The 17,803-nt window shown below is 60.9% G+C and carries 22 protein-coding genes and 1 pseudogene; 9 read left to right on the forward strand and 14 right to left on the reverse strand.

The window, feature by feature from the left end:
• Positions 1–29 precede the first annotated feature (29 nt).
• Positions 30–803: an L-iditol 2-dehydrogenase gene (locus SNL23_RS13120; protein ID WP_167663872.1), complete on the reverse strand. Its 774-nt coding sequence runs from the start codon at positions 801–803 to the stop codon at positions 30–32.
• 22 nt (positions 804–825) lie between these two features.
• The gene (locus SNL23_RS13125) at positions 826–2,136 is read right to left on the reverse strand and encodes an ABC transporter substrate-binding protein (protein WP_318302430.1); all 1,311 of its coding nucleotides are present in this window, start codon (positions 2,134–2,136) and stop codon (positions 826–828) included.
• Between the two features lie 214 nt (positions 2,137–2,350).
• Here SNL23_RS13125 and SNL23_RS13130 point away from each other — a divergent pair, with 214 nt between their 5' ends.
• A complete protein-coding gene (locus tag SNL23_RS13130; protein ID WP_076016266.1) occupies positions 2,351–3,298 on the forward strand; it encodes a helix-turn-helix domain-containing protein in 948 nt (315 codons plus the stop codon).
• Here the strand turns inward: SNL23_RS13130 and SNL23_RS13135 are convergent.
• Positions 3,268–4,077, reverse strand: a complete 810-nt coding sequence (locus SNL23_RS13135) for an aminoglycoside phosphotransferase family protein (RefSeq protein ID WP_076016267.1) — start codon at positions 4,075–4,077, stop codon at positions 3,268–3,270. The genes SNL23_RS13130 and SNL23_RS13135 overlap by 31 nt on opposite strands.
• A 224-nt stretch (positions 4,078–4,301) precedes the next feature.
• Here SNL23_RS13135 and SNL23_RS13140 point away from each other — a divergent pair, with 224 nt between their 5' ends.
• Both SNL23_RS13140 and SNL23_RS13145 read left to right on the forward strand, forming a co-directional pair.
• Complete coding sequence (locus SNL23_RS13140) at positions 4,302–5,258, forward strand: nucleoside-specific channel-forming protein Tsx (protein WP_318302431.1); 957 nt, start codon at positions 4,302–4,304, stop codon at positions 5,256–5,258.
• Positions 5,259–5,278: 20 nt separating this feature from the next.
• On the forward strand, positions 5,279–6,316 hold the full coding sequence (locus tag SNL23_RS13145) for a purine-nucleoside phosphorylase (RefSeq protein WP_063029317.1): 1,038 nt from the start codon (positions 5,279–5,281) through the stop codon (positions 6,314–6,316).
• Positions 6,317–6,442: 126 nt separating this feature from the next.
• Here the strand turns inward: SNL23_RS13145 and SNL23_RS13150 are convergent, their stop codons facing one another.
• The 3 genes from SNL23_RS13150 to SNL23_RS13160 form a co-directional block, all read right to left on the reverse strand.
• Positions 6,443–7,402, reverse strand: coding sequence for a quinone oxidoreductase family protein (locus SNL23_RS13150; RefSeq protein ID WP_318302432.1), 960 nt, complete (start codon positions 7,400–7,402; stop codon positions 6,443–6,445).
• 30 nt (positions 7,403–7,432) lie between these two features.
• Positions 7,433–7,606 (reverse strand): DUF1427 family protein, encoded by a 174-nt coding sequence (locus tag SNL23_RS13155; protein ID WP_076016271.1) that lies wholly within the window; start codon positions 7,604–7,606, stop codon positions 7,433–7,435.
• A gap of 89 nt (positions 7,607–7,695) precedes the next feature.
• Positions 7,696–8,460 (reverse strand): AraC family transcriptional regulator, encoded by a 765-nt coding sequence (locus SNL23_RS13160; protein ID WP_318302433.1) that lies wholly within the window; start codon positions 8,458–8,460, stop codon positions 7,696–7,698.
• Between the two features lie 115 nt (positions 8,461–8,575).
• Between SNL23_RS13160 and SNL23_RS13165 the strand changes: the two genes are divergently transcribed.
• The gene (locus SNL23_RS13165; protein ID WP_076016273.1) at positions 8,576–8,818 is read left to right on the forward strand and encodes a DUF6555 family protein; all 243 of its coding nucleotides are present in this window, start codon (positions 8,576–8,578) and stop codon (positions 8,816–8,818) included.
• Positions 8,819–8,950: 132 nt separating this feature from the next.
• Here the strand turns inward: SNL23_RS13165 and SNL23_RS13170 are convergent, their stop codons facing one another.
• The 3 genes from SNL23_RS13170 to SNL23_RS13180 all read right to left on the reverse strand — a co-directional run bounded on the left by SNL23_RS13170 (position 8,951) and on the right by SNL23_RS13180 (position 10,158).
• Positions 8,951–9,121, reverse strand: coding sequence for a metallothionein (locus SNL23_RS13170; protein WP_076016274.1), 171 nt, complete (start codon positions 9,119–9,121; stop codon positions 8,951–8,953).
• Between the two features lie 91 nt (positions 9,122–9,212).
• Positions 9,213–9,668: a DMT family transporter gene (locus tag SNL23_RS13175; RefSeq protein WP_003208100.1), complete on the reverse strand. Its 456-nt coding sequence runs from the start codon at positions 9,666–9,668 to the stop codon at positions 9,213–9,215.
• Positions 9,669–9,672: 4 nt separating this feature from the next.
• Positions 9,673–10,158, reverse strand: a complete 486-nt coding sequence (locus SNL23_RS13180) for a DMT family transporter (protein ID WP_318302434.1) — start codon at positions 10,156–10,158, stop codon at positions 9,673–9,675.
• A gap of 118 nt (positions 10,159–10,276) precedes the next feature.
• On the opposite strand from SNL23_RS13180, the gene SNL23_RS13185 reads away from it, so the two are divergent.
• From SNL23_RS13185 to SNL23_RS13195, 3 genes are all read left to right on the forward strand, one after another.
• Positions 10,277–11,209, forward strand: coding sequence for a LysR family transcriptional regulator (locus SNL23_RS13185; RefSeq protein ID WP_318302435.1), 933 nt, complete (start codon positions 10,277–10,279; stop codon positions 11,207–11,209).
• 138 nt (positions 11,210–11,347) lie between these two features.
• On the forward strand, positions 11,348–11,719 hold the full coding sequence (locus tag SNL23_RS13190; protein WP_256576938.1) for a type II toxin-antitoxin system Phd/YefM family antitoxin: 372 nt from the start codon (positions 11,348–11,350) through the stop codon (positions 11,717–11,719).
• Positions 11,716–12,093 carry a type II toxin-antitoxin system VapC family toxin gene (locus SNL23_RS13195; protein ID WP_076016277.1) on the forward strand — a complete coding sequence of 126 codons (378 nt, stop codon included), beginning with the start codon at positions 11,716–11,718 and terminating at the stop codon, positions 12,091–12,093. The genes SNL23_RS13190 and SNL23_RS13195 overlap by 4 nt, the downstream gene beginning before the upstream one ends.
• Before the next feature lie 10 nt (positions 12,094–12,103).
• On the opposite strand, the gene SNL23_RS13200 is transcribed toward SNL23_RS13195, so the two are convergent.
• Together SNL23_RS13200 and SNL23_RS13205 are read right to left on the reverse strand one after the other, a co-directional pair.
• Positions 12,104–13,423: an Nramp family divalent metal transporter gene (locus SNL23_RS13200; protein WP_318302436.1), complete on the reverse strand. Its 1,320-nt coding sequence runs from the start codon at positions 13,421–13,423 to the stop codon at positions 12,104–12,106.
• A gap of 41 nt (positions 13,424–13,464) precedes the next feature.
• Positions 13,465–15,018, reverse strand: a complete 1,554-nt coding sequence (locus tag SNL23_RS13205) for a DUF726 domain-containing protein (protein WP_167663878.1) — start codon at positions 15,016–15,018, stop codon at positions 13,465–13,467.
• 108 nt (positions 15,019–15,126) lie between these two features.
• On the opposite strand from SNL23_RS13205, the gene SNL23_RS13210 reads away from it, so the two are divergent.
• A complete protein-coding gene (locus SNL23_RS13210) occupies positions 15,127–15,681 on the forward strand; it encodes a hypothetical protein (protein ID WP_318302438.1) in 555 nt (184 codons plus the stop codon).
• A gap of 107 nt (positions 15,682–15,788) precedes the next feature.
• A complete protein-coding gene (locus SNL23_RS13215; RefSeq protein ID WP_076016281.1) occupies positions 15,789–16,190 on the forward strand; it encodes a RidA family protein in 402 nt (133 codons plus the stop codon).
• Here the strand turns inward: SNL23_RS13215 and SNL23_RS13220 are convergent.
• The 3 genes and pseudogenes from SNL23_RS13220 to SNL23_RS13230 all read right to left on the reverse strand — a co-directional run bounded on the left by SNL23_RS13220 (position 16,180) and on the right by SNL23_RS13230 (position 17,733).
• Positions 16,180–17,076 (reverse strand): LysR family transcriptional regulator, encoded by an 897-nt coding sequence (locus tag SNL23_RS13220; RefSeq protein WP_318302437.1) that lies wholly within the window; start codon positions 17,074–17,076, stop codon positions 16,180–16,182. The two genes, SNL23_RS13215 and SNL23_RS13220, sit on opposite strands and share 11 nt — an antisense overlap.
• A gap of 117 nt (positions 17,077–17,193) precedes the next feature.
• A complete protein-coding gene (locus SNL23_RS13225) occupies positions 17,194–17,499 on the reverse strand; it encodes an XRE family transcriptional regulator (RefSeq protein WP_076016282.1) in 306 nt (101 codons plus the stop codon).
• A pseudogene (locus tag SNL23_RS13230) lies at positions 17,492–17,733 on the reverse strand (type II toxin-antitoxin system RelE/ParE family toxin). Before SNL23_RS13230 ends, SNL23_RS13225 begins: the two are co-directional and overlap by 8 nt.
• Between the last annotated feature and the right edge of the window lie 70 nt (positions 17,734–17,803).

The raw sequence follows: 17,803 nt of genomic DNA on the forward strand, positions 1-17,803 counted from the left end.
CTGCGGTGGTTCAAGGAGATGCGTCCGACTCAATTCATCCAGTTGCCGCCGTCGACGTTGTAGGTCTGGGCAACCACGTAGTCGGCCTCTTTGGACGCGAGGAAAACCGCCATCCCGGTCAAATCCTCCGCCGTGCCCATCCGCCCAAACGGCACCTCGGCGCCCACGCGTTTTTTCTTCTCGCCCAGCGGCAGCCCTTCGTGTTTGGCAAACATCGCGTCCACCCCGTCCCAATGCTCACCGTCCACCACACCCGGTGCGATGGCGTTCACGTTGATCCCCTGCTTGATCAAGTTCAGCCCCGCCGACTGCGTGAGGCTGATCACCGCCGCCTTGGTCGCGCAGTACACTGCCACCAACGCTTCACCGCGACGCCCGGCCTGGCTGGCCATGTTGATGATCTTGCCGCCATGGCCCTGTTTGATCATCTGCTTGGCCGCCGCTTGCAAGGTAAACAGCGTACCGGCGACGTTGATCGAGAACAGCCGGTCGAAGCTGTCGCGGGTGATATCGGTGATGGGGGCCAAGTCGAACAAGGCCGCGTTGTTGATCAGGATGTCGAGCTTGCCGGCCTGCGCTACCACGGCGGCGATCGCGGCGTCGATGGACGCCTGGTCGGTGACGTCCATCGCCACCGCATAGGCCTTCGGGCCCAGCTCAGCGGCAGTGGCCCGGGCCCGTTCCAGGTTGATATCGGCGATGGCGACGGTGGCACCTTCGTTGATGTAGGCCTGAGCAAACGCCCGCCCAATGCCTCGGGCGCTACCGGTGACCAGCGCACTTTTACCTTCCAGTCGTTTCATGAATGCAGTGTCCCTAAGGTGGTTATTTCGGGTAGCCGGCGCGTTTCATTTCGCGCATCGTGGTGGACTGCGCCTCGGCCAGTGCCTTGTCGACGGTCATGCCGCCGGTGAGCGCCGCCGAAAACAGCTTGCCCACCGAGGTGCCGATGGCCTGGAATTCGGGGATCGTCACGTATTGGATGCCCACGTACGGCACGGGTTTGGCCGACGGGTGCGCCGGGTCGGCGTGTTGCATCATCTGCAAGGTCACCTTGGCAAAAGGCGCAGCGGCGAGGTACGCCGCGCTGTAGGTGGACTGGCGCGTGCCCGGTGGTACGTTGGTGACGCCCTCCTTGTCCGCCACCAGCTGGATGTATTCCTTGGAGGTGGCCCAGGTGATGAAGGCTTTGGCGGCGTCCTTGTGCTTGGAGGTGGCCGGGATCGCCAGGGACCAGGCGTACAGCCACGACGAGCCCTTGTCGGTGACCTCGGTCGGCGCGGCAGCAAAGCCCACGCTGTCGGCGACCTTGCTTTGGGTTTTGTCGGTGGTGAAGGAGCCCGCGACGCTGGCGTCGACCCAGATCGCGCATTTGCCGCTGTTGAACAGCGCCAGGGTTTCGTTGAAACCGTTGCTGGAAGCCCCCGGCGGGCCGTAGTTTTTCAGGGTGTTGACGTAAAAGTTTGCCGCCGCGGTCCATTCCGGGCTGGTCAGTTCGGGTTTCCATTGCTCGTCAAACCAGCGCGCACCAAAGGCGTTGGCCATGGTGCTCAGCAACGCGACGTTTTCACCCCAGCCAGCCTTGCCCCGCAGGCACAGGCCGTATTGGTCCTTGGCGGGCTGGTGTAGCTTGGCGGCGAACTCGCCCAGTTGGGTCCAGGTTGGATGTTCCGGCATCGTCAGGCCGGCCTGCTTGAACAGGTCGGTACGGTAATAAGTGACGGTGCTTTCACCATAGAACGGCAAGGCGTAGAGGGTGTTGTTCACCGACAGGCCCTGGCGCACTGCAGGGAAGATGTCTTCCACGTCATAATCGGCGGGCAGCGGCGTGATCGGTTCCAGCCAGTGCTTGGCGCCCCAAAGCGGGGTTTCATAGGTGCCGATGGTCAGCACGTCGAATTGGCCGCCCTGGGTCGCGATGTCGGTGGTGAGGCGCTGGCGCAGCACATTTTCTTCGAGCACCACCCAATTGAGCTTCACCTCGGGGTGCTGCTGTTCGAACACCTTGGACAGGCGTTGCATGCGGATCATGTCACTGTTGTTGACCGTGGCGATGGTCACGGTTTCGGCAGCATGGGCGGCCGTCGCGAGCGTGAGGCCGGAGAGCAGGAACAGCGCTTTCGGAATCTTGAACATGGCGGTTTCCACTTATTGTTTTTGTTGTTGACGGCCCGATTACAGCAGCTTGCCCAGGGCCGGACAAACGACTGGCGGATGCCCGGCTGATACTTTTTTAACCGCATCGCGAAGATCAAAAAAGTATCAGCGGCGGGCAAAACCCGGGGTAGCGGCTACTTGGACAAAGGGCGTATTTTGGTGCCATTCCAAAAAGCCCAGAAGGGCCAAGCCCATGCCCGCAAGCCGATCCGCCCTTTTCGAGCAACGCCCCGCCGAGCTGGAAGTGATTCTGGCCGAGCCCGAGCATGGCTTTCGCTGGTACGAACATGACTATCCGTTCGAACTCGCCCGCTGGAACCATCACCCCGAATTCGAAATCCACCTGATCCGCCAGGGCAGCGGCAAGCTGGTGGCGGGCGACTATATCGGCGCATTTGGCGCCGGCCATGTGGCGCTGATCGGCCCCGACCTGCCCCACGACTGGATCGGCGACCTCGCCCCGGGCGAGTACCTGACGGGGCGCGATGTGGTGTTGCAGTTCGACGGTGCCGCGCTGCTGGCCCTGCGCACCACGCTGCCTGAGCTGGGCGACCTGCAAGGCCTGTTTGACCGGGCCCGGCGCGGCCTGGAGTTCACCGGCGAGACGGCACTGAAGGCCGCGCAACTGCTGGAATCCATCGGCCCTGCCCAAGGGCTGGCGCGCCTGATTCTGTTCATCCAGCTGCTGCACACCTTGATGCAGGCGCCGTCCGGGGAAGCCCATCGCCTGGCCAGTGCCTGTTACACGCCAAGCCTGGACGCCCGTAGTTCGGAGCGCATTCACAAGGCTTTCGACTACCTGATGACGGAGTTGACCGGCGACCTGCGACTGTCGGTGATCGCCCAGCGCCTGGACATGAGCGAGCCGGGCTTCTCGCGGTTCTTCAAGCGTGTCACCGGCCACGGCTTTATCGACCTGATGCGCAAGTTCCGGGTGCAGCGCGCCTGTCGCTTGTTGCTGCAAAGCGAAATGTCAGTGGCCGATATCTGCTTTGAAGTGGGCTACGCCAACCTCTCCAACTTCAACCGGCACTTTCGCATCGAGATGAACCAGACACCCAGCGAGTATCGAAGGGAAACGGCGATGTACCTGTTCAACCGCAACGGTGATCAGGCGCTGCCGTTTACCAAGGCGCATTGAGCCAGACGCGCCACTTCCAGTTCCCTATCGGCCCGGTGCCGCTGGTCGTCCTCCAGAAACCACGCCGCCGACAAACCGGCGTGCGCCACCACCCATTGCAACAGGCGCTGGCGCTCAAGGCCCGCGGCCCCGGCGATGATCTCGATCTGGCGTGCAAATCGCGCCGGATCGGTGCAAGTGGGCAAATCCGGATTGCAGATCAGGTTCGCGTAGTCATAGCCGCGCTCGCCGGTCACCCGCTTGGGATCAATCGCCAGCCAGCCCCGGGGGCCGAAATCGAGGATGTTGTCGTGGTGCACATCACCGTGCAGCACCACCGGGTCCTGAGGTGAAGCCAGCAGGCTGCGGGCCGTGGCGGCACACTCGCGTATCCGCCCGCCTTTACCCTCAGCGGCGAGCCACAGGGAGCGGAACCAGAGCTCCAATGAGTGCAAGCCCGCCGGTGGCGACGGGCGCGGCGCATGCAACAACGCCACGGTGGCGCAGGCAATGCGGCTGGCTCCATCGTCCTGGCCGTTGAGGGCCATGTGCATCAGCGAACCCGGGCCGGTTGCGCGCTCCATCAGCACCGCATCGCCGTCATGCAAAAACACTCGCGCAGCGCCCTCGCCGGCCCACCAGGTCATCAACTCGCCGCCGAGCTTTTCCTCAGGCTCGCGGGCGATCTTGAGCATCGCCGGCTGCCCGTCCCAGCGCACCGGCAGCAGGTCGCTGCCGGGGGTGATGATGGCGTCACCCTCGGGTGTCAGGTTCCAGCGTTTCAAATAGTGATCGAACATCGGACGACTCCCAGTGCGAGGTCCTGCAGGATGCCACACACGTCTTCATCCGGTCCGTTACGTTTCTGACCAAAAGGCCGACTAAATCGCACTTTTCTCAATTCCTTCATGCAATTGACACAAATTGGTACAACCTGTGCAAACGTTTGCGGAACGAACTTGGCCACCAGGTTCACCTCAACCCGAAGAATCGGGCCACAACCGCGTAAGAACAGGGATTTTCAATGCAACCCACTTCCAGACGGCCCGCGTCGGCCACCCCTTTTGCTGTTTCCCTGCTACTGGCTGCCGTTACGGGAGTACTCGGTGCACCCATTTTGGCGCAGGAAAAACCCTCCGATGACTCAGCACAGGGCGAAACCCTGGCCCCCGAAGCCAGCCCTTCCAAAAAAGGCGTGTATCTGTCGGACTGGTTCAACCAGGACCTGACGGTAATCGGCAGCAAAGACATCAGCTTCGGCCCCAAACCCGCCGATGACGTGTACCTGGAGTACGAATACTTCGGCCGCAAGGGCCCGTTCGAACTGTATGGCTACGTCGACATCCCGAAGATCTTCGGCATCGGCAACAGCAATGACAAAGGCGCGTGGGACCACGGCTCCCCAGTGTTCATGGAGCACGAGCCGCGTATCTCCATTGACTACCTGGCGGGCCGCAGCCTGGCCATCGGGCCGTTCAAAGAGTGGTACGTGGCGTTTGACTGGATCTACGACCACGGCAGCAACAAGGCCAACCGCGCCAACACCCTGTATAGCGGCCTGGGTACCGACATCGAGACCCACTCGCGGGTCAACCTGTCGGCCAACTTCTACGGCCGTTACCAGTGGGAAAACTACGGTGCCAGCAACGAGTATTCGTGGGACGGCTACCGTGCGCAGATGAAATACATCGTGCCCATCGGCAGCTTCGACAATGGTGCGTCGCTGACCTATATCGGCTTCACCAACTACGATTTCGGCTCGGACCTGCACAAAGACAACCCTGCGCGCACCGCCAACTCCCTGGTTGCAACAAACGTGCTGTTGTATTCGTTCACTCACCTGCGTTTCACCCTGGTAGGCCGTTACTTCCACAACGGCGGCAACTGGGAAGACGGCAGCGAGCTGAACTTTGGCGACGGTAATTTCCGCGCCCGCTCCAACGGCTGGGGTTACTACGCCGGTGTGGGCTATCAATTCTGAGTGTGAACAAGGAGCAGTAGATGAAGACCTTTACCCGCCTTTCTATCGCCATCGGCCTGGCCGCCGGGGCGCTGTTGCCGCAGGTCGTGCTGGCCGATGCACCGGCCCCGATCAAGCCCAAGGTGATGCTGATCACCATGTTCGCCCCTGAGGCGCAGAACTGGATCGACCGCCTGGAGCTCAAGCAGGAAGTACGCGTGCCGGGCTTGTCGGCCGAGTATCCAGTGATTCGCTGCAACACCCAGGACGTGTGCCTGCTGGTGACCGGCATGGGCCAGACCAACGCCGCCGCCTCGACCCTGGCACTGGCGTTGTCGCCCAAGTTCGACCTGCGCCAGAGTTACTTCCTGATCGCCGGGATTGCCGGGATCAACCCGCACCACGGCACCATCGGCACCGCCGCATGGGCGCATTACCTGGTGGAGTTCGGCACCCAATGGGAGCTGGATTCACGGGACGCGCCGAAGGACTGGCCGACCGGCTACATCGGCATCAATACCAAGGGGCCGAACGAGAAGCCGCCACTGGACTACAAGACCGAGGTGTTCGAGCTCAATCCCAAGTTGCAAGCCAAGGCGTTTGCGCTGTCGCAGAAAGTCGAACTCAGTGAAAGCAAGGAGTCCACGGCCTGGCGCAAACACTATCCCTACGCGCCGGCCAATCAGCCGCCGCAGGTCACCCAGTGCGACACCCTGGCGGGCAATACCTGGTTCTCCGGGACTCGCCTGAGTGAGCGCGCCGAAGTCTGGACCAAGTTGCTGACGGACAATAAAGGTGTGTACTGCACCACCCAGCAGGAAGACAACTCCACCTATGAAGCGTTGCTGCGGGCCAGCCGTGAAGGGTTGGTGGACATCAAGCGCCTGGCGGTGGTGCGGGCCGGTTCCGACTTTGATCGGCCGTACCCGGGCTACAGTGAAGTGGACAACTTGTTGAAGTACGCGGACCAGGGCGGTTTTGTGCCGGCGCTGGAAAACCTGTACCGCACCGGTAATCCGCTGGTGCAGGCGATTCTGAAGAATTGGTCGGCGTGGGAAAAAGGCGTTCCCGAAGCCTGAATAAAGATCAAATGTGGGAGCGGGCTTGCTCGCGAATACGGTGTGTCAGCCAATACATTCGGCACTGTTCCACCGCTTTCGCGAGCAAGCCCGCTCCCACACAAGCCCGCGCCCACAATGAGCGGGTCAGGGCAGGAAGATAATCTTGTCTGCACTGCCCCGGTTCACTTCCTCAAAGCACTTCACACCGTCGGCCAGCGACACTTCCCGCAAACCGGTCGGCAACGGCAGCAAATCCTCATCGAAGAACCGCCCGAATTGCTCCAGCATCACCGCGCACTGTTCGCAGTTGTAGAGCAACGAATTGATGCCCACCACCGAACCACCCTTGCGGTACAACGCCAGGGCAGGCAGTTGCACGTGCCCGTCAACCGGCGCGGCAATGATTGCGATACGGCCAAAAGGTGCGAGTGCCGCCACCGCTGCCGGCAACCAGAAGCCGGTGGTGTCAAAGATCACATCGGCGCCCGTACCGAACAGCGCGTTAACCTGCCCTCCCAGCGCTTCCGGCTGGCCCAGTAACAAGCCCTCGAAACCCTGCTCACGCAAGGCCTCAACCTGTTCCGGCCGACGCACCGCCCCGAGCACCTGGGCCCCGCGAATTTTCGCCAGGGCCAAAGCCGCACTGCCCACAGCACCATTGGCACCTATCACCAACAAGCGAGTGCCTTTGCCGACACCGCTGCGCTCAAGGGCATCCCACGCCGTGGTGTACGGCACGCCGAGGCTGGCGGCCTGGGCAAAGCTCAAATGGCTGGGTTTGTGCGCCACGCCCTTGGCCGACACGGTGAGGTACTGGGCGTGGGAGCCGTCAGCGAAAAAGCCCAGATCGCGACCGGTGCCCCAGACTTCCTGGCCGACCAGTTCCTGCGGACCCTCCACCACCACCCCGGCAAAGTCCCGCCCGGGAATGCGTGGCAAGGTGGTGTAGGGAAAACGCCCGAGCACGTTCTTCACGTCGCTGGGGTTCAACCCGGCGGCCTTGATCTGCACCAGGACTTCACCGGCCGCCGGCACCGGCGTGGCAACGTCGACGTAAGCAAGGGCGGCGAGATCACCGGTGGCGGAAAATTGCAGTGCTTTCATGGCCAATATCCATCGAGGTTAAAAAGGGTTTCAGGACAACCAGGCGCTGACCATCTGCCGGCCCATGGGCCAGAGCTTCTCGCCCATCAACATGCCCATCAGCCCGACCAGGGCGATGGCAGGAGGCGCGGGCGAGCGAAAGTCCAGGGCACCGTAAATCACGCCGACCGACAGGCCGATGGCCAGGGAAATCAGGTAATTCATGGAACACTCCGCAGCAAGGGTTGATGCGGGCAGTGTAGGGAAGCCAAATCCGAAGCATCGGCCAACTGCTTCAGGATTTCGGCCAAGCCTCAGACGGGATACTGCGACGGCGCCATCCCCAGTTCGCGGCGAAACATGTCGCTGAAACTGCTCGGCGAATACCCCAGGGAACGGGCGATAGCGCTGACCGGCTGACCCTGGATCAACTCGGCCACGGCGGTGGCCAACTGCACCTGGCGGCGCCACTCGGCAAAGCCCATACCCAGGCTGTTCTGAAACAGCCTGGCCAACGTACGCACGCTGGCACCGGCCGCTTCGGCATGCTGTTCGAAGGGAATCTCCAGGGAAGGCGACGCCATTACCGCCTGACAGGCATTCGTCAGGCGTCGATCGGCGCCCACGGGCAAGGCGATACGGATCGGCGAGCGTCGGGCCCGCTGCAGTTCCAGCAGGGCCAGGCCAACCACGGCCTCGTAGTAGGCCTGGTCACCCTGGTCGCCCTGCTCCACCAGCGCCACGATCAGTTCGCGAAGCAGCCCGCCGACCTCGATCACTTGCACTTGACTGTCCAGGGTCGCCGCCAGCGCCGGGCGCAGGTAGATGTTGCGCATCTGCAAGTCCGACACCACGCGTATCCCGTGCTCGACACCCGGCGGCAGCCACACTGCACGCTGGGGCGGCACCACCAACGCTTCCTGGGGTGTCTCGACCCACATCACGCCGCTCATGGCATAGAGCAACTGGCCCCAATCATGTTGATGGGGCTCGATGTACAACCCGCGCGGGTAAGTGCGCGCCAAAGGTTGCACGGGGACGGCGTGATCACTGAGGTCGGGCGGCGCGGCAAGGGCCATGGAGGGCACATCATTCAGGGCGGAGAGCCATGATAAGACCTGCGGTAGATAATCCGAGTGAATTTTTACCGCGTCAGGAGGGTCACTTAAAGACACAGGGAGGGTTAACGGGTCCATGACTAACGCAAAACTTTTCGTGATCGACTACACGCTGCATGGCCAGCCCAAGTCGTTCATCATCCGTCTGGAAAAACTCGACAACGCCGAAGCCTGGCATTGGGCAAGTTGCGATGCCGGCGTAGGCCGTATCGGGCGCTTTGCCCGGGAGCAGGTGAAGAAGACGAGCCAGCCCCAGGCCGAGAAATTCGGTATCGAAAACGTGCAGTGGCGCCGCTCGGATGCGCGCTCCACTGCCTGAAAACTACCTGAAAACTGTAGGAGCGAGCGTGCTCGCGAAGGTCGTTAACGATAACGCGGGGCATTTGGTGCCCCGCGCCGCTCTCGGTTTTTTCGCGAGCAAGCTCGCTCCTACAGGTACAGGTCGTTCGCGTTAGCCGTGGGCGGACTTGGCGCATTCGCACCCGGTCGCCGAAGCACAAGGCTCACCATGGGCATGATGCTCGGCGCAGCCTTGGCAGCAATACCCCTTGCCATCCTTCATCACCGCGGTTTTCCCCAACTGGCAGTTACAGTGGGGGCAGGCGCATGTTTTCTCTTGCATGGTCAGACTCCTTTTCGTGGTCGTCCAGGTGTGGCGAACGCCGGCACCTCAAGCAGTGACTATAGGCAATGATTCAAGGTTCAAAGACCCTTCAGTCAGCCCGACGAGCGTTGCTGCGATACATGAACACCAGGGCCAGCGCCAGGCAGAGCATCGCCACGATCCGGCTGCCGGACAGTTCGATCGCCGGGTTGCCGAGCCAGCCAAAGTTGTCGATCAACATGCCCATGCCCAACTGCCCGACGATCACCGCCACCGTCGCCACCGCCGTGCCGACAATCGGTACCGCGCCGACCATCACCATCATGTACACCACCCCGAACAACGCGCCGGTCAGTTGCCATTTCGGCACGTCCAGCAGGCTGACGGCGTGGGCTGGCTCGAAGAACAGAATCAGCAAGCCCGTACTGATCGCGCCCACCACAAAGGTCAGCAGACTGCTGCGCAATACGCCCACCGCCTGCCCGAGGCGGCCGTTGATGGCGGCCTGCACACTCAATACCGCACCGGCGGCCACGACCAACACCAACAATAGAATCAGGTTCATCGATTTAACCTCGCGCAATCAGAACAAGTGCCACCACAATCAACGCCAGTGCAATCCAGCGCTCAACGTTGACCCGCTTGCGGGCGGTGCCGAACCAGCCGAAATGGTCGATCAACACGCTCTTGCCTACCTGGCCCGACAAGATCGCAATCATGGTCATCGCAATGCCGATATGTGGCGTAGCCAGAGTCAACACCACCACGTACATCGGCCCCAGGAAGCCGCCGATCAGTTGCCAGCGCGGCAGGTCGGTCAACGCCGGACCCTTTTGCGGGCCGCTGAACAGCAACAGTAAAAACAGGATCGCCGAGCCGACGCCGAAGATACTCAAGGTCGCCCACAAGTGGCCGACCTGCACACCCAGCGGGCCCAGCAAGCCGGCCTCCACCGACAAGCCCATGCCGGCGAAGATCACCAGCGGCAATAGCAACAACCGAAGAAACGTCTTGGGCCTGGCCTGAGCCATACCCGCCACTGAAGAAGCCTGCATACATCACCTGCGCGTTAGAGAGAGGAACAATGGCGCGCATTATCCGGTGGCACTGCTGTGCGATAAATGGGAGCATGCCGACAACACCTTTGCGTAATTCGCACAGCAAGGAGTCATGATGCAGGGCTTGAACGAACTGAGTTTCAAGGCGCTTCGCCTGTTTGTCGCGGTACTGGATTACGGCAGCTTCTCCGAAGTCGCACGCCGTGAAGGGCTGGCGCCCTCCTCCATTTCCCGGCAAATCCAGTTGATGGAGCAGGCCTTGGGCCAACAGTTGCTGTACCGCCATACGCGCGCGGTCAGCCCTACCGAAGCCGGCCGCCTGCTGGGGCATCATGCGCGGTTGATGCTGGAGCAACTGGAAGTCGCCGGTCAGGCATTGCAGGAACAGGAAAACGAACCCAGTGGCCTGGTGCGTATCAATGCGCCGATGGTGTTTGGCCAGCGCCATCTGTCGCCGTGGCTCGGGGAGTTGTGCCGGCGGTATCCGAAGCTGCAACTGGATATCCAGCAGACCGACACCTACGTCGACCCGTTGCAAGACGGCACCGACCTGCTGTTTCGCATTGGCGTGCTGAACGATTCCGGCATGCAGGCGCGAATCTTCGCGCCCCAGCGCTTTCGCCTGGCTGCCAGCCCTGGCTACCTGGAGCGCTTCGGAACCCCCCGGCATCCAGACGAACTGGTGAACCACCAATGCCTGGCCTACAAGGGCGTCACCGGCCAACAACGCTGGTTTTTCCGCCGCGACCAGGACGATTGGACCCCCTACAGCGTCAAGGGCCCGATCACCGGCAACCACGCCGACACGCTGACCCACGCCGCCGAGCAGGGCCTGGGGCTGGTGGTGTTTCCATCCTGGTTGATCGGCGAAGGGCTGCGTGCCGGCACGCTGCAGGCGGTGCTGACCGACTATGAAGTGGCGACGACCCTGGAGCCGCAACAGATTGCGGCGCTGTGGCCGGGCAGTCGGCGGCTGTCGTTGAAGGTGCGGACGGTGATCGACTACTTCGTCGAGTGTTTTGGGGCCGTGCCGTACTGGGACCGTTGAGTAACCGTGGGAAACTATTCGGCCCGCACTGTCGGGAAAAGTCCCCCCTTAAGTAAGTCCGATCTGATTTTCCAAAACATGGGTCAAAAACCTCTTGCACTCGGGCAGACTTCGACGAATTCCTTCAGGAGAGACGTCATGGATGCCAGTCATTACCCGTTCGGAAACCTACAATCGTCCCTGCAAAAATCACCTTCCACCAGCAGTCGGTTGATCTTTGCCTGCTTACGAAATTTTGGCTATATTTGGCCAAAACCTCGGGAAGACCAAATGATTACCGTACCGTTGGGTGAAGCAAAAAATAATTTATCAAAACTGGTCGATGATGCCGCCGCCGGCCAAATCATCACCATAGCCAAGCATGGGCGCGCGATGGCTCGCCTTGTTCCTGTCGGGAAACCGACAGGCCGGCGAATCGGCGCAATGAAGGGCAAACTGGTGGTGCCGGATGACTTTGATGCGCCATTGCCAGACGACATGCTGGATGCGTTTGAGGGAAACCACCCATGAGAATACTGCTGGATACCCACATCCTGCTTTGGGCCCTGAGCGATGATCCAAAACTGTCAGCGAAGGCCAGAAAGCTGATCGAGAACGCGGCTGAAATTTACGTCAGTGCCGCCACATTCTGGGAGCTGGCGATAAAGGTCGGGCTCGGGAAGCTCAACGTCAACCTGGACGAAATTCGCGAATACTGCCTGGAAAGCGGCTACGTGGAACTGCCCATAACCCCGGAGCACGCCATCGCGGTCAAGGACCTTGAACACCATCACAGGGACCCGTTTGATAGGCTCATCATTGCGACGGCTATCATTGAGCCGATGAAGTTAGTGACCTCCGACCCAATAGTGGCGAAATACACATCATTGGCCGTCTTGACGTAAATCACTTCGCTCAAAACAACCACTGCCCGATCAGCCACGCATTCGCCCCGCTGATCACCACAAACAAACTCCAAGCCAACAGCCGCGTTGGCAAACTGTTCACGAATGGCCCCATCAGGCGCTTGTCCCCCGTCATGCGAATCAGCGGGTACAACGCAAATGGCAACTGCAGGCTCAATACCACCTGGCTGAGGATCAACAGCTTGCCGATGGCATCGTCGCCCATCAGCCACACACCGAGGAACGCCGGGATCAGCGCCAGGCCACGGGTAATCAGGCGTCGCTGCCAGCAGGGAATGCGCAGGTTGAGATAGCCTTCCATGATCACTTGCCCGGCAATGGTGCCGGTGAACGTGGAGCTCTGGCCGGAAGCCAACAGCGCAATACCAAACAGCACACTGGCGAAGGCACCGCCCACCAGCGGGTCGAGCAGGTGGTAGGCGTCCTGGATTTCCACCACGTCGGTGTGGCCTGTCTGATGGAAAGCCGCAGCGGCCAGTACCAGGATCGCCGCATTCACCAGCAGCGCCAGCGCCAGTGAGCCAATGGTGTCGATACGCGCCAGCTTGACCGCGTCCTGGCGGCTGGCCAGGTCCTTGCCGAACAGCCGGGTTTGCACGATGGAGCTGTGCAGGTACAGGTTATGGGGCATCACCGTGGCGCCCAATATGCCGATGGCCAGGTACAACGGTGCGGCGTCACTGATGGCCGACAGCGACGGGGTGAAACCACGGAACACGTCGGGCCAATAAGGCTTGATCAGCACCAGCTCGATAAAGAAACACACGCCGATGGTTGCCACCAGCGCCAGCATGATCGCTTCCAGTCGGCGGAAGCCGCGATTTTGCAGGGCCAGGATCAGCAACGTATCGAAGGCAGTGATGACAATCCCGGTGGTCAGCGACACCCCCAGCAACAGGTGAAACGCCAGGGCGCAGCCGAGGACTTCGGCGAGGTCGGTGGCGATGATCGAGATTTCCGCGAGGATCCACTGCACGAACGACGAGCGCCGGCTGTAACGCTCGCGGCTCAGTTGCGCGAGGTCTTTGCCGGTGGCGATGCCCAGCCGCGAGCACAGGCACTGCACCGCCATCCCCGCCAGGCTGGCCAGCAGCACCACGAACAACAGGTTGTAGCCGTAGCGCGACCCGGCCTCGATGGCCGTGGCCCAGTTGCCCGGGTCCATGTAGCCGATGGAGATCAGCAAGCCTGGCCCGGCGAACTTCAGCACGCGCTTGAAAAACGACGCACGGAGATCAACGACGATGGAGCCGGCGACTTCCGGCGGGCAGAACGGTGCAGTAGCGATTTTTGGCAGGCTGAATTTCACGCGGGGTACCAGGCTTTCACACAAGACGTGAACGCAGCTTATCAGTCAGACGCGACGGTACGCATCACCGTCTCCCGGGGCAGATCAAATGCCTCTACCACCTGGACCACCAGATCCATCTCCTGGTTCAGTGCCTCACGCTCCAGACGCTCGCGAATCACCCCGATCACCAGCACCGCCAGGGTGGTGATGGAATACGCCGGCCCGGAAAACGCCCGCACGCCGCTCACCAGCAGCATCGCCGCCGCCAGCGCCTGCCCTACCACGGGAATGGCGGTGGCCGCGCCCCGGCGCAGGATAAACCCGGTCAACCCGGCCAGCGCGGTGCCGCTCAGGGCGGTGGTGGCTGAACGCCCGACATCGAAACGATTGAAAAAACCCTGCTCCTTTTGTGCCGCGGCCTTCAGTTCCGCCTCGAACACTTGGCGATCGGCCTGGCTGAGTTTGTCCTTGTATTGCTCGATCAGTCGCTCGGCGATTTGCAGTTCCAGATCCGCCAGAGCCACTTTCTCGATCGGCTCATCAAACTTGATACCCACCCGTTGCGCGACGTCCTGGGCGATTTCGCGATAGCTCACGCCATGACCCCGGGCCAGGTTCATAAAGGTGTCGCCGCCCATACGCTGCAGCTCGATGGCCAGCTTCAAGGGTTCGCGCACTGTGGCGTCGATCGAGGCACTGCGCTTTTGCGCCATCAGTTCGGCGAAGAACTTCAGCTCCTCCGGCCGCGCCTGCACCAGCAGCGGGAACAGGTCCACATCCTCTTCGGCAAAGCGCACTTCAGGGCTGCGCTGATCAGCGCGGATCATGCCCCGGCGCTCCTGCAGCAGGTCGGTGTACTGCACCACCGTCTTCAACTGCGGCCAGTAAGCGGCATGGTCAAAAGTGGCCAGGTGCACATTGGCGACCTTGGCCTTTAGCGCGGGTGTCAGCGGGATGGCATAACGGCCGATGCAACGCTCGGTGTCGGGCTTGAGCGCCAGCGCCCAATCCTTGCTCGAATGGCAGTTGATCACCCGCCCCTTGAGCGGCGCCGACACCAGGTCCCACGGGCTGGACGTGCAAATCGCGCCGCCCATCAGCAACAGGTTGTTCAGCGGCAATTCACGCGCCACTTCGGGGCTGGCCAGCAGGCTCTTGACCAGGATACGCGCGCCCAGGGAATGGCCGATCAGGTTGATCTGCCGCACCTTGATCGACTCGCCGTGCAGGTAGTTGGCCAACTCGGGCAGCAGACTTTTGGCGACCTCATCCACCCGCGCCTCGACGCTTTTGTAGTGGTCGAGGAAATAGGCAATCGCCTTGCCCACCCCGATAGTCGCCGCACCCAGGCTGCCACCGCCGAGCATCGAAGTAATCACATCCTTGAACGGTGCAAACAGGTTTTCCAGGAAGTGCCCCGCCGGCCAGAACAGCATCAGGTTGGTCGAGCCTTCGATGGTTGCCAGTTGCTGCGAGAAATTGCCCAGTTGCTGTTGGCTGAAGAACGCCGAATACCCATGGACATAGAGATTGAGCACATCCCCCTGGGGCTCGCCACACAACACAAACGTGGGCTTGCGGGTGCGGTGCATTTCATCCCACTGGTGTTGCATGCGGCGGTGACTCCTGGTGACGACGGAGGGCGATAGTATCAAAGCACTGCCGGGGTAAATGTGAAAAACTGCCCGCCCGGGCAGCAAGCGCCCTCAATGCACCATGGAGTGGTTCCTTTGAAACGCTACGTTTTCTATTCTCTGCTGGCCCTTCTGGCCGGATGCAGCACCGGCCCCTATTTGCACCCCGAATCCAGCGTTGGCCAAAACGCCGTGCTCTATCGCACCTGCCCGGGCCCAGAGGCGGCTATCAGCTTCGCTCCACTCTCTGCGGAACTCAAAGGGGTGCACGTATTGGTGTATGTCGCCTCGCCTAAGGCGACGGACGGCTCAACCAGCACCGAATTGCGCCTGTTCGGCCGGCTGTACCCCTCGGCCAGGAAAGCTGACACGCCTTTGTGGGTCAGCGCGGCGTCGCCACTGGTCACCGTGCAACTGGCGTCGGGCAAAACCTATCAGCTCAGCATCAAACCCCTTGAAGCCGGCTTTGATCCCCGGGTGCGTTACAGCAGCGAGGAGCCGGGTACGCGTTTGGGCCAAGGCGATATGGACGATTTCACCCTGACATTTCCCGATATCTTCGTGAACGGTGAAAAAGTCCCCATGGCGCCCATCCACTTCAAAAAACGTGAAGAGCGCTACGCACCGGTCTTTAACTGCTAGGTGCAGATTGTGCACAGCCATGGACAGTGATGACAAAAACCAGGGATTTTGTTCACCGATTCAGTCCACTACAGTCACCGGGTAGTCAATTGAAGCCGAGGAACACCATGAGCAAGCCCGAATTCTTCATCACGCCCGGTTACGGCGACATTGCACGCGAAACCCTGCATTACGCCCAAGCGGTAAAAGTGGGTAACCGCGTCGAAACCTCAGGCCAGGGCGGCTGGGATGACCAGTTTCAGATTCCCGAGTCCCTCACCGACGAGATCGCCCTGGCCTTTCACAACCTGGATCGCACCCTGGCAGAAGCGGGTGCCGGCTGGGAGCATGTGATCCACGTCAACTCCTACCACGTGGGCGGTTTTCCTCCCGAGGTGAACGAGCAGATGGTCAAGTGGTACCGCCATTACATGCCCAATCACGCGCCGATCTGGACCGAACTGGGGGTGGAAGCCCTGGGACTGCCAGCGATGCGTATTGAAATCCGCGTGACGGCGATTATTGCCTGACGCCGAACCGCTCGATCACCCAGTCGATAAACACCTTCAGCCGCGCGTTCTGATGTCGATTGGGTGGGTAGATGATGTGCAACGGCGTGGCGGGTCGAGTCCAGCCCGCCAGCACCGGGACGAGTTGGCCAGTCTCGACGTAGTAGTCAACGATGGCCTTGAAATGCTGCCCGACGCCCAGGCCAGCGAGCAGCATTTCCTTGAGGCCATTGCCTTCGTTAGTCGAAAAGGCGCACTGGCCTACCTCGTATCGAGTCGTGCCTTGCTCGAAAATCAACGGTTCCGGCTTGCCCGATCCGGCAAAAAAATAGCCGGCCTTGAGGTGGTTTTTTTCGAGGTCTTCGGGAGACTCGGGCGTACCCATGCGTTCCAGGTAGCCCGGCGCAGCGCAAGTGACATATTCCAGGTCAGCAACCTTGCGGCCGATCATGGCCATGTCATCCAGCTTGCCAACCCGCAGCACGCAATCCACACCCTCCCCCACGATATTCACGGCGCGGTCGCTGATGCCCAGGGCGATGGTGATGTCGGGATACTCGCGATGAAAATCCACCAGCGCAGGAATCAACAGGCAATTGGCAAAGGACGCCGGCGCATCCACCTTCAGGTGACCACTGGGCTTGAGCTTCTGCCCGCGCAGGGCATTGTCCAGTTCATCCAGCTCGGCCACCAGGCACAGCGCGTGGTTGTAGTACTCCAACCCTTCCGGCGTCGCCGACAGCGCACGGGTGGTGCGGTGCATCAGCTTGACGCCAAGGTGCTTCTCCAGGTCGGTGATGAGTTTGCTGACGGTGGAGCGCGGCAGCGCCAGCTGGTCGGAGGCGCGGCTGAAGGAGCCGGTTTCGACGACGCGGACGAAGGCACGCATGGCGAGGAGTTGGTTCATGGTGATGGCCAATAGGGCGAGAATTCCAAGTATTGTCTATAAAGCTGCACAATGGCGACAGGTATTCCAGATAACAAAAAGCCCGGCACATGGCCGGGCGTTGACGGAAAAAATGACTCAGTTGGCAAAGTTTTCGATCTTTACCTGGCCATCAGGAAACGTGGCGACAATCTCCAGCTCCCCTCCCATGGCGCGAATGTAGTTACGCAGCGTGCTGATATACATGTCGGTGCGACGCTCCATTTTGGACACTGCCGCCTGGTTGATATTCAGCGCCTTGGCCAACGTGTCCTGGCTCATCTGTTGCGCCTTGCGCAGTTCATGCAGAGGCATTTCTTTCAGGTGCTGCTGGAGGATGCGCTCTGCATCGGCCCGAGCTTGCGGTGTCATGCCAGCTTGAAGCTCACTAAATTTTTTAGCCATGGTGACGGCCCTCTTTACGCAGTGTTTCCAAATGTTCGTCATACAACGTCTCAGCCAGCGGGACGTATTCGTCATACCAGCGGCCTCGTCCTGTTTTGTCCCCGCCTATCAGCAATAAGGCACACCGGCGTGGATCAAATGCGTACAGCACCCGGATACCGAGGATTGCTCCTTCGTATCCAGATCGCCCCACCAGCCTCCAAACTCGTCCGTATATTCAACGTCCCAACTCACGCAAATATGCCATCCATGGAATATAAACTCAAGTGCATAACTGTAGAAGCCTGAGGGGCACACAGCCTCT

This window comes from Pseudomonas sp. SED1 (assembly GCF_034044025.1).
Classification (GTDB): domain Bacteria; phylum Pseudomonadota; class Gammaproteobacteria; order Pseudomonadales; family Pseudomonadaceae; genus Aquipseudomonas.

Coding starts and splice junctions, on each gene's coding strand:
- SNL23_RS13120 (WP_167663872.1), bottom strand. CDS start 803: ATGAAACGACTGGAAGGTAAAAGTGCGCTGGTCACCGGTAGCGCCCGA.
- SNL23_RS13125 (WP_318302430.1), bottom strand. CDS start 2,136: ATGTTCAAGATTCCGAAAGCGCTGTTCCTGCTCTCCGGCCTCACGCTC.
- SNL23_RS13130 (WP_076016266.1), top strand. CDS start 2,351: ATGCCCGCAAGCCGATCCGCCCTTTTCGAGCAACGCCCCGCCGAGCTG.
- SNL23_RS13135 (WP_076016267.1), bottom strand. CDS start 4,077: ATGTTCGATCACTATTTGAAACGCTGGAACCTGACACCCGAGGGTGAC.
- SNL23_RS13140 (WP_318302431.1), top strand. CDS start 4,302: ATGCAACCCACTTCCAGACGGCCCGCGTCGGCCACCCCTTTTGCTGTT.
- SNL23_RS13145 (WP_063029317.1), top strand. CDS start 5,279: ATGAAGACCTTTACCCGCCTTTCTATCGCCATCGGCCTGGCCGCCGGG.
- SNL23_RS13150 (WP_318302432.1), bottom strand. CDS start 7,402: ATGAAAGCACTGCAATTTTCCGCCACCGGTGATCTCGCCGCCCTTGCT.
- SNL23_RS13155 (WP_076016271.1), bottom strand. CDS start 7,606: ATGAATTACCTGATTTCCCTGGCCATCGGCCTGTCGGTCGGCGTGATT.
- SNL23_RS13160 (WP_318302433.1), bottom strand. CDS start 8,460: ATGGCCCTTGCCGCGCCGCCCGACCTCAGTGATCACGCCGTCCCCGTG.
- SNL23_RS13165 (WP_076016273.1), top strand. CDS start 8,576: ATGACTAACGCAAAACTTTTCGTGATCGACTACACGCTGCATGGCCAG.
- SNL23_RS13170 (WP_076016274.1), bottom strand. CDS start 9,121: ATGCAAGAGAAAACATGCGCCTGCCCCCACTGTAACTGCCAGTTGGGG.
- SNL23_RS13175 (WP_003208100.1), bottom strand. CDS start 9,668: ATGAACCTGATTCTATTGTTGGTGTTGGTCGTGGCCGCCGGTGCGGTA.
- SNL23_RS13180 (WP_318302434.1), bottom strand. CDS start 10,158: ATGCAGGCTTCTTCAGTGGCGGGTATGGCTCAGGCCAGGCCCAAGACG.
- SNL23_RS13185 (WP_318302435.1), top strand. CDS start 10,277: ATGCAGGGCTTGAACGAACTGAGTTTCAAGGCGCTTCGCCTGTTTGTC.
- SNL23_RS13190 (WP_256576938.1), top strand. CDS start 11,348: ATGGATGCCAGTCATTACCCGTTCGGAAACCTACAATCGTCCCTGCAA.
- SNL23_RS13195 (WP_076016277.1), top strand. CDS start 11,716: ATGAGAATACTGCTGGATACCCACATCCTGCTTTGGGCCCTGAGCGAT.
- SNL23_RS13205 (WP_167663878.1), bottom strand. CDS start 15,018: ATGCAACACCAGTGGGATGAAATGCACCGCACCCGCAAGCCCACGTTT.
- SNL23_RS13215 (WP_076016281.1), top strand. CDS start 15,789: ATGAGCAAGCCCGAATTCTTCATCACGCCCGGTTACGGCGACATTGCA.
- SNL23_RS13220 (WP_318302437.1), bottom strand. CDS start 17,076: ATGAACCAACTCCTCGCCATGCGTGCCTTCGTCCGCGTCGTCGAAACC.
- SNL23_RS13225 (WP_076016282.1), bottom strand. CDS start 17,499: ATGGCTAAAAAATTTAGTGAGCTTCAAGCTGGCATGACACCGCAAGCT.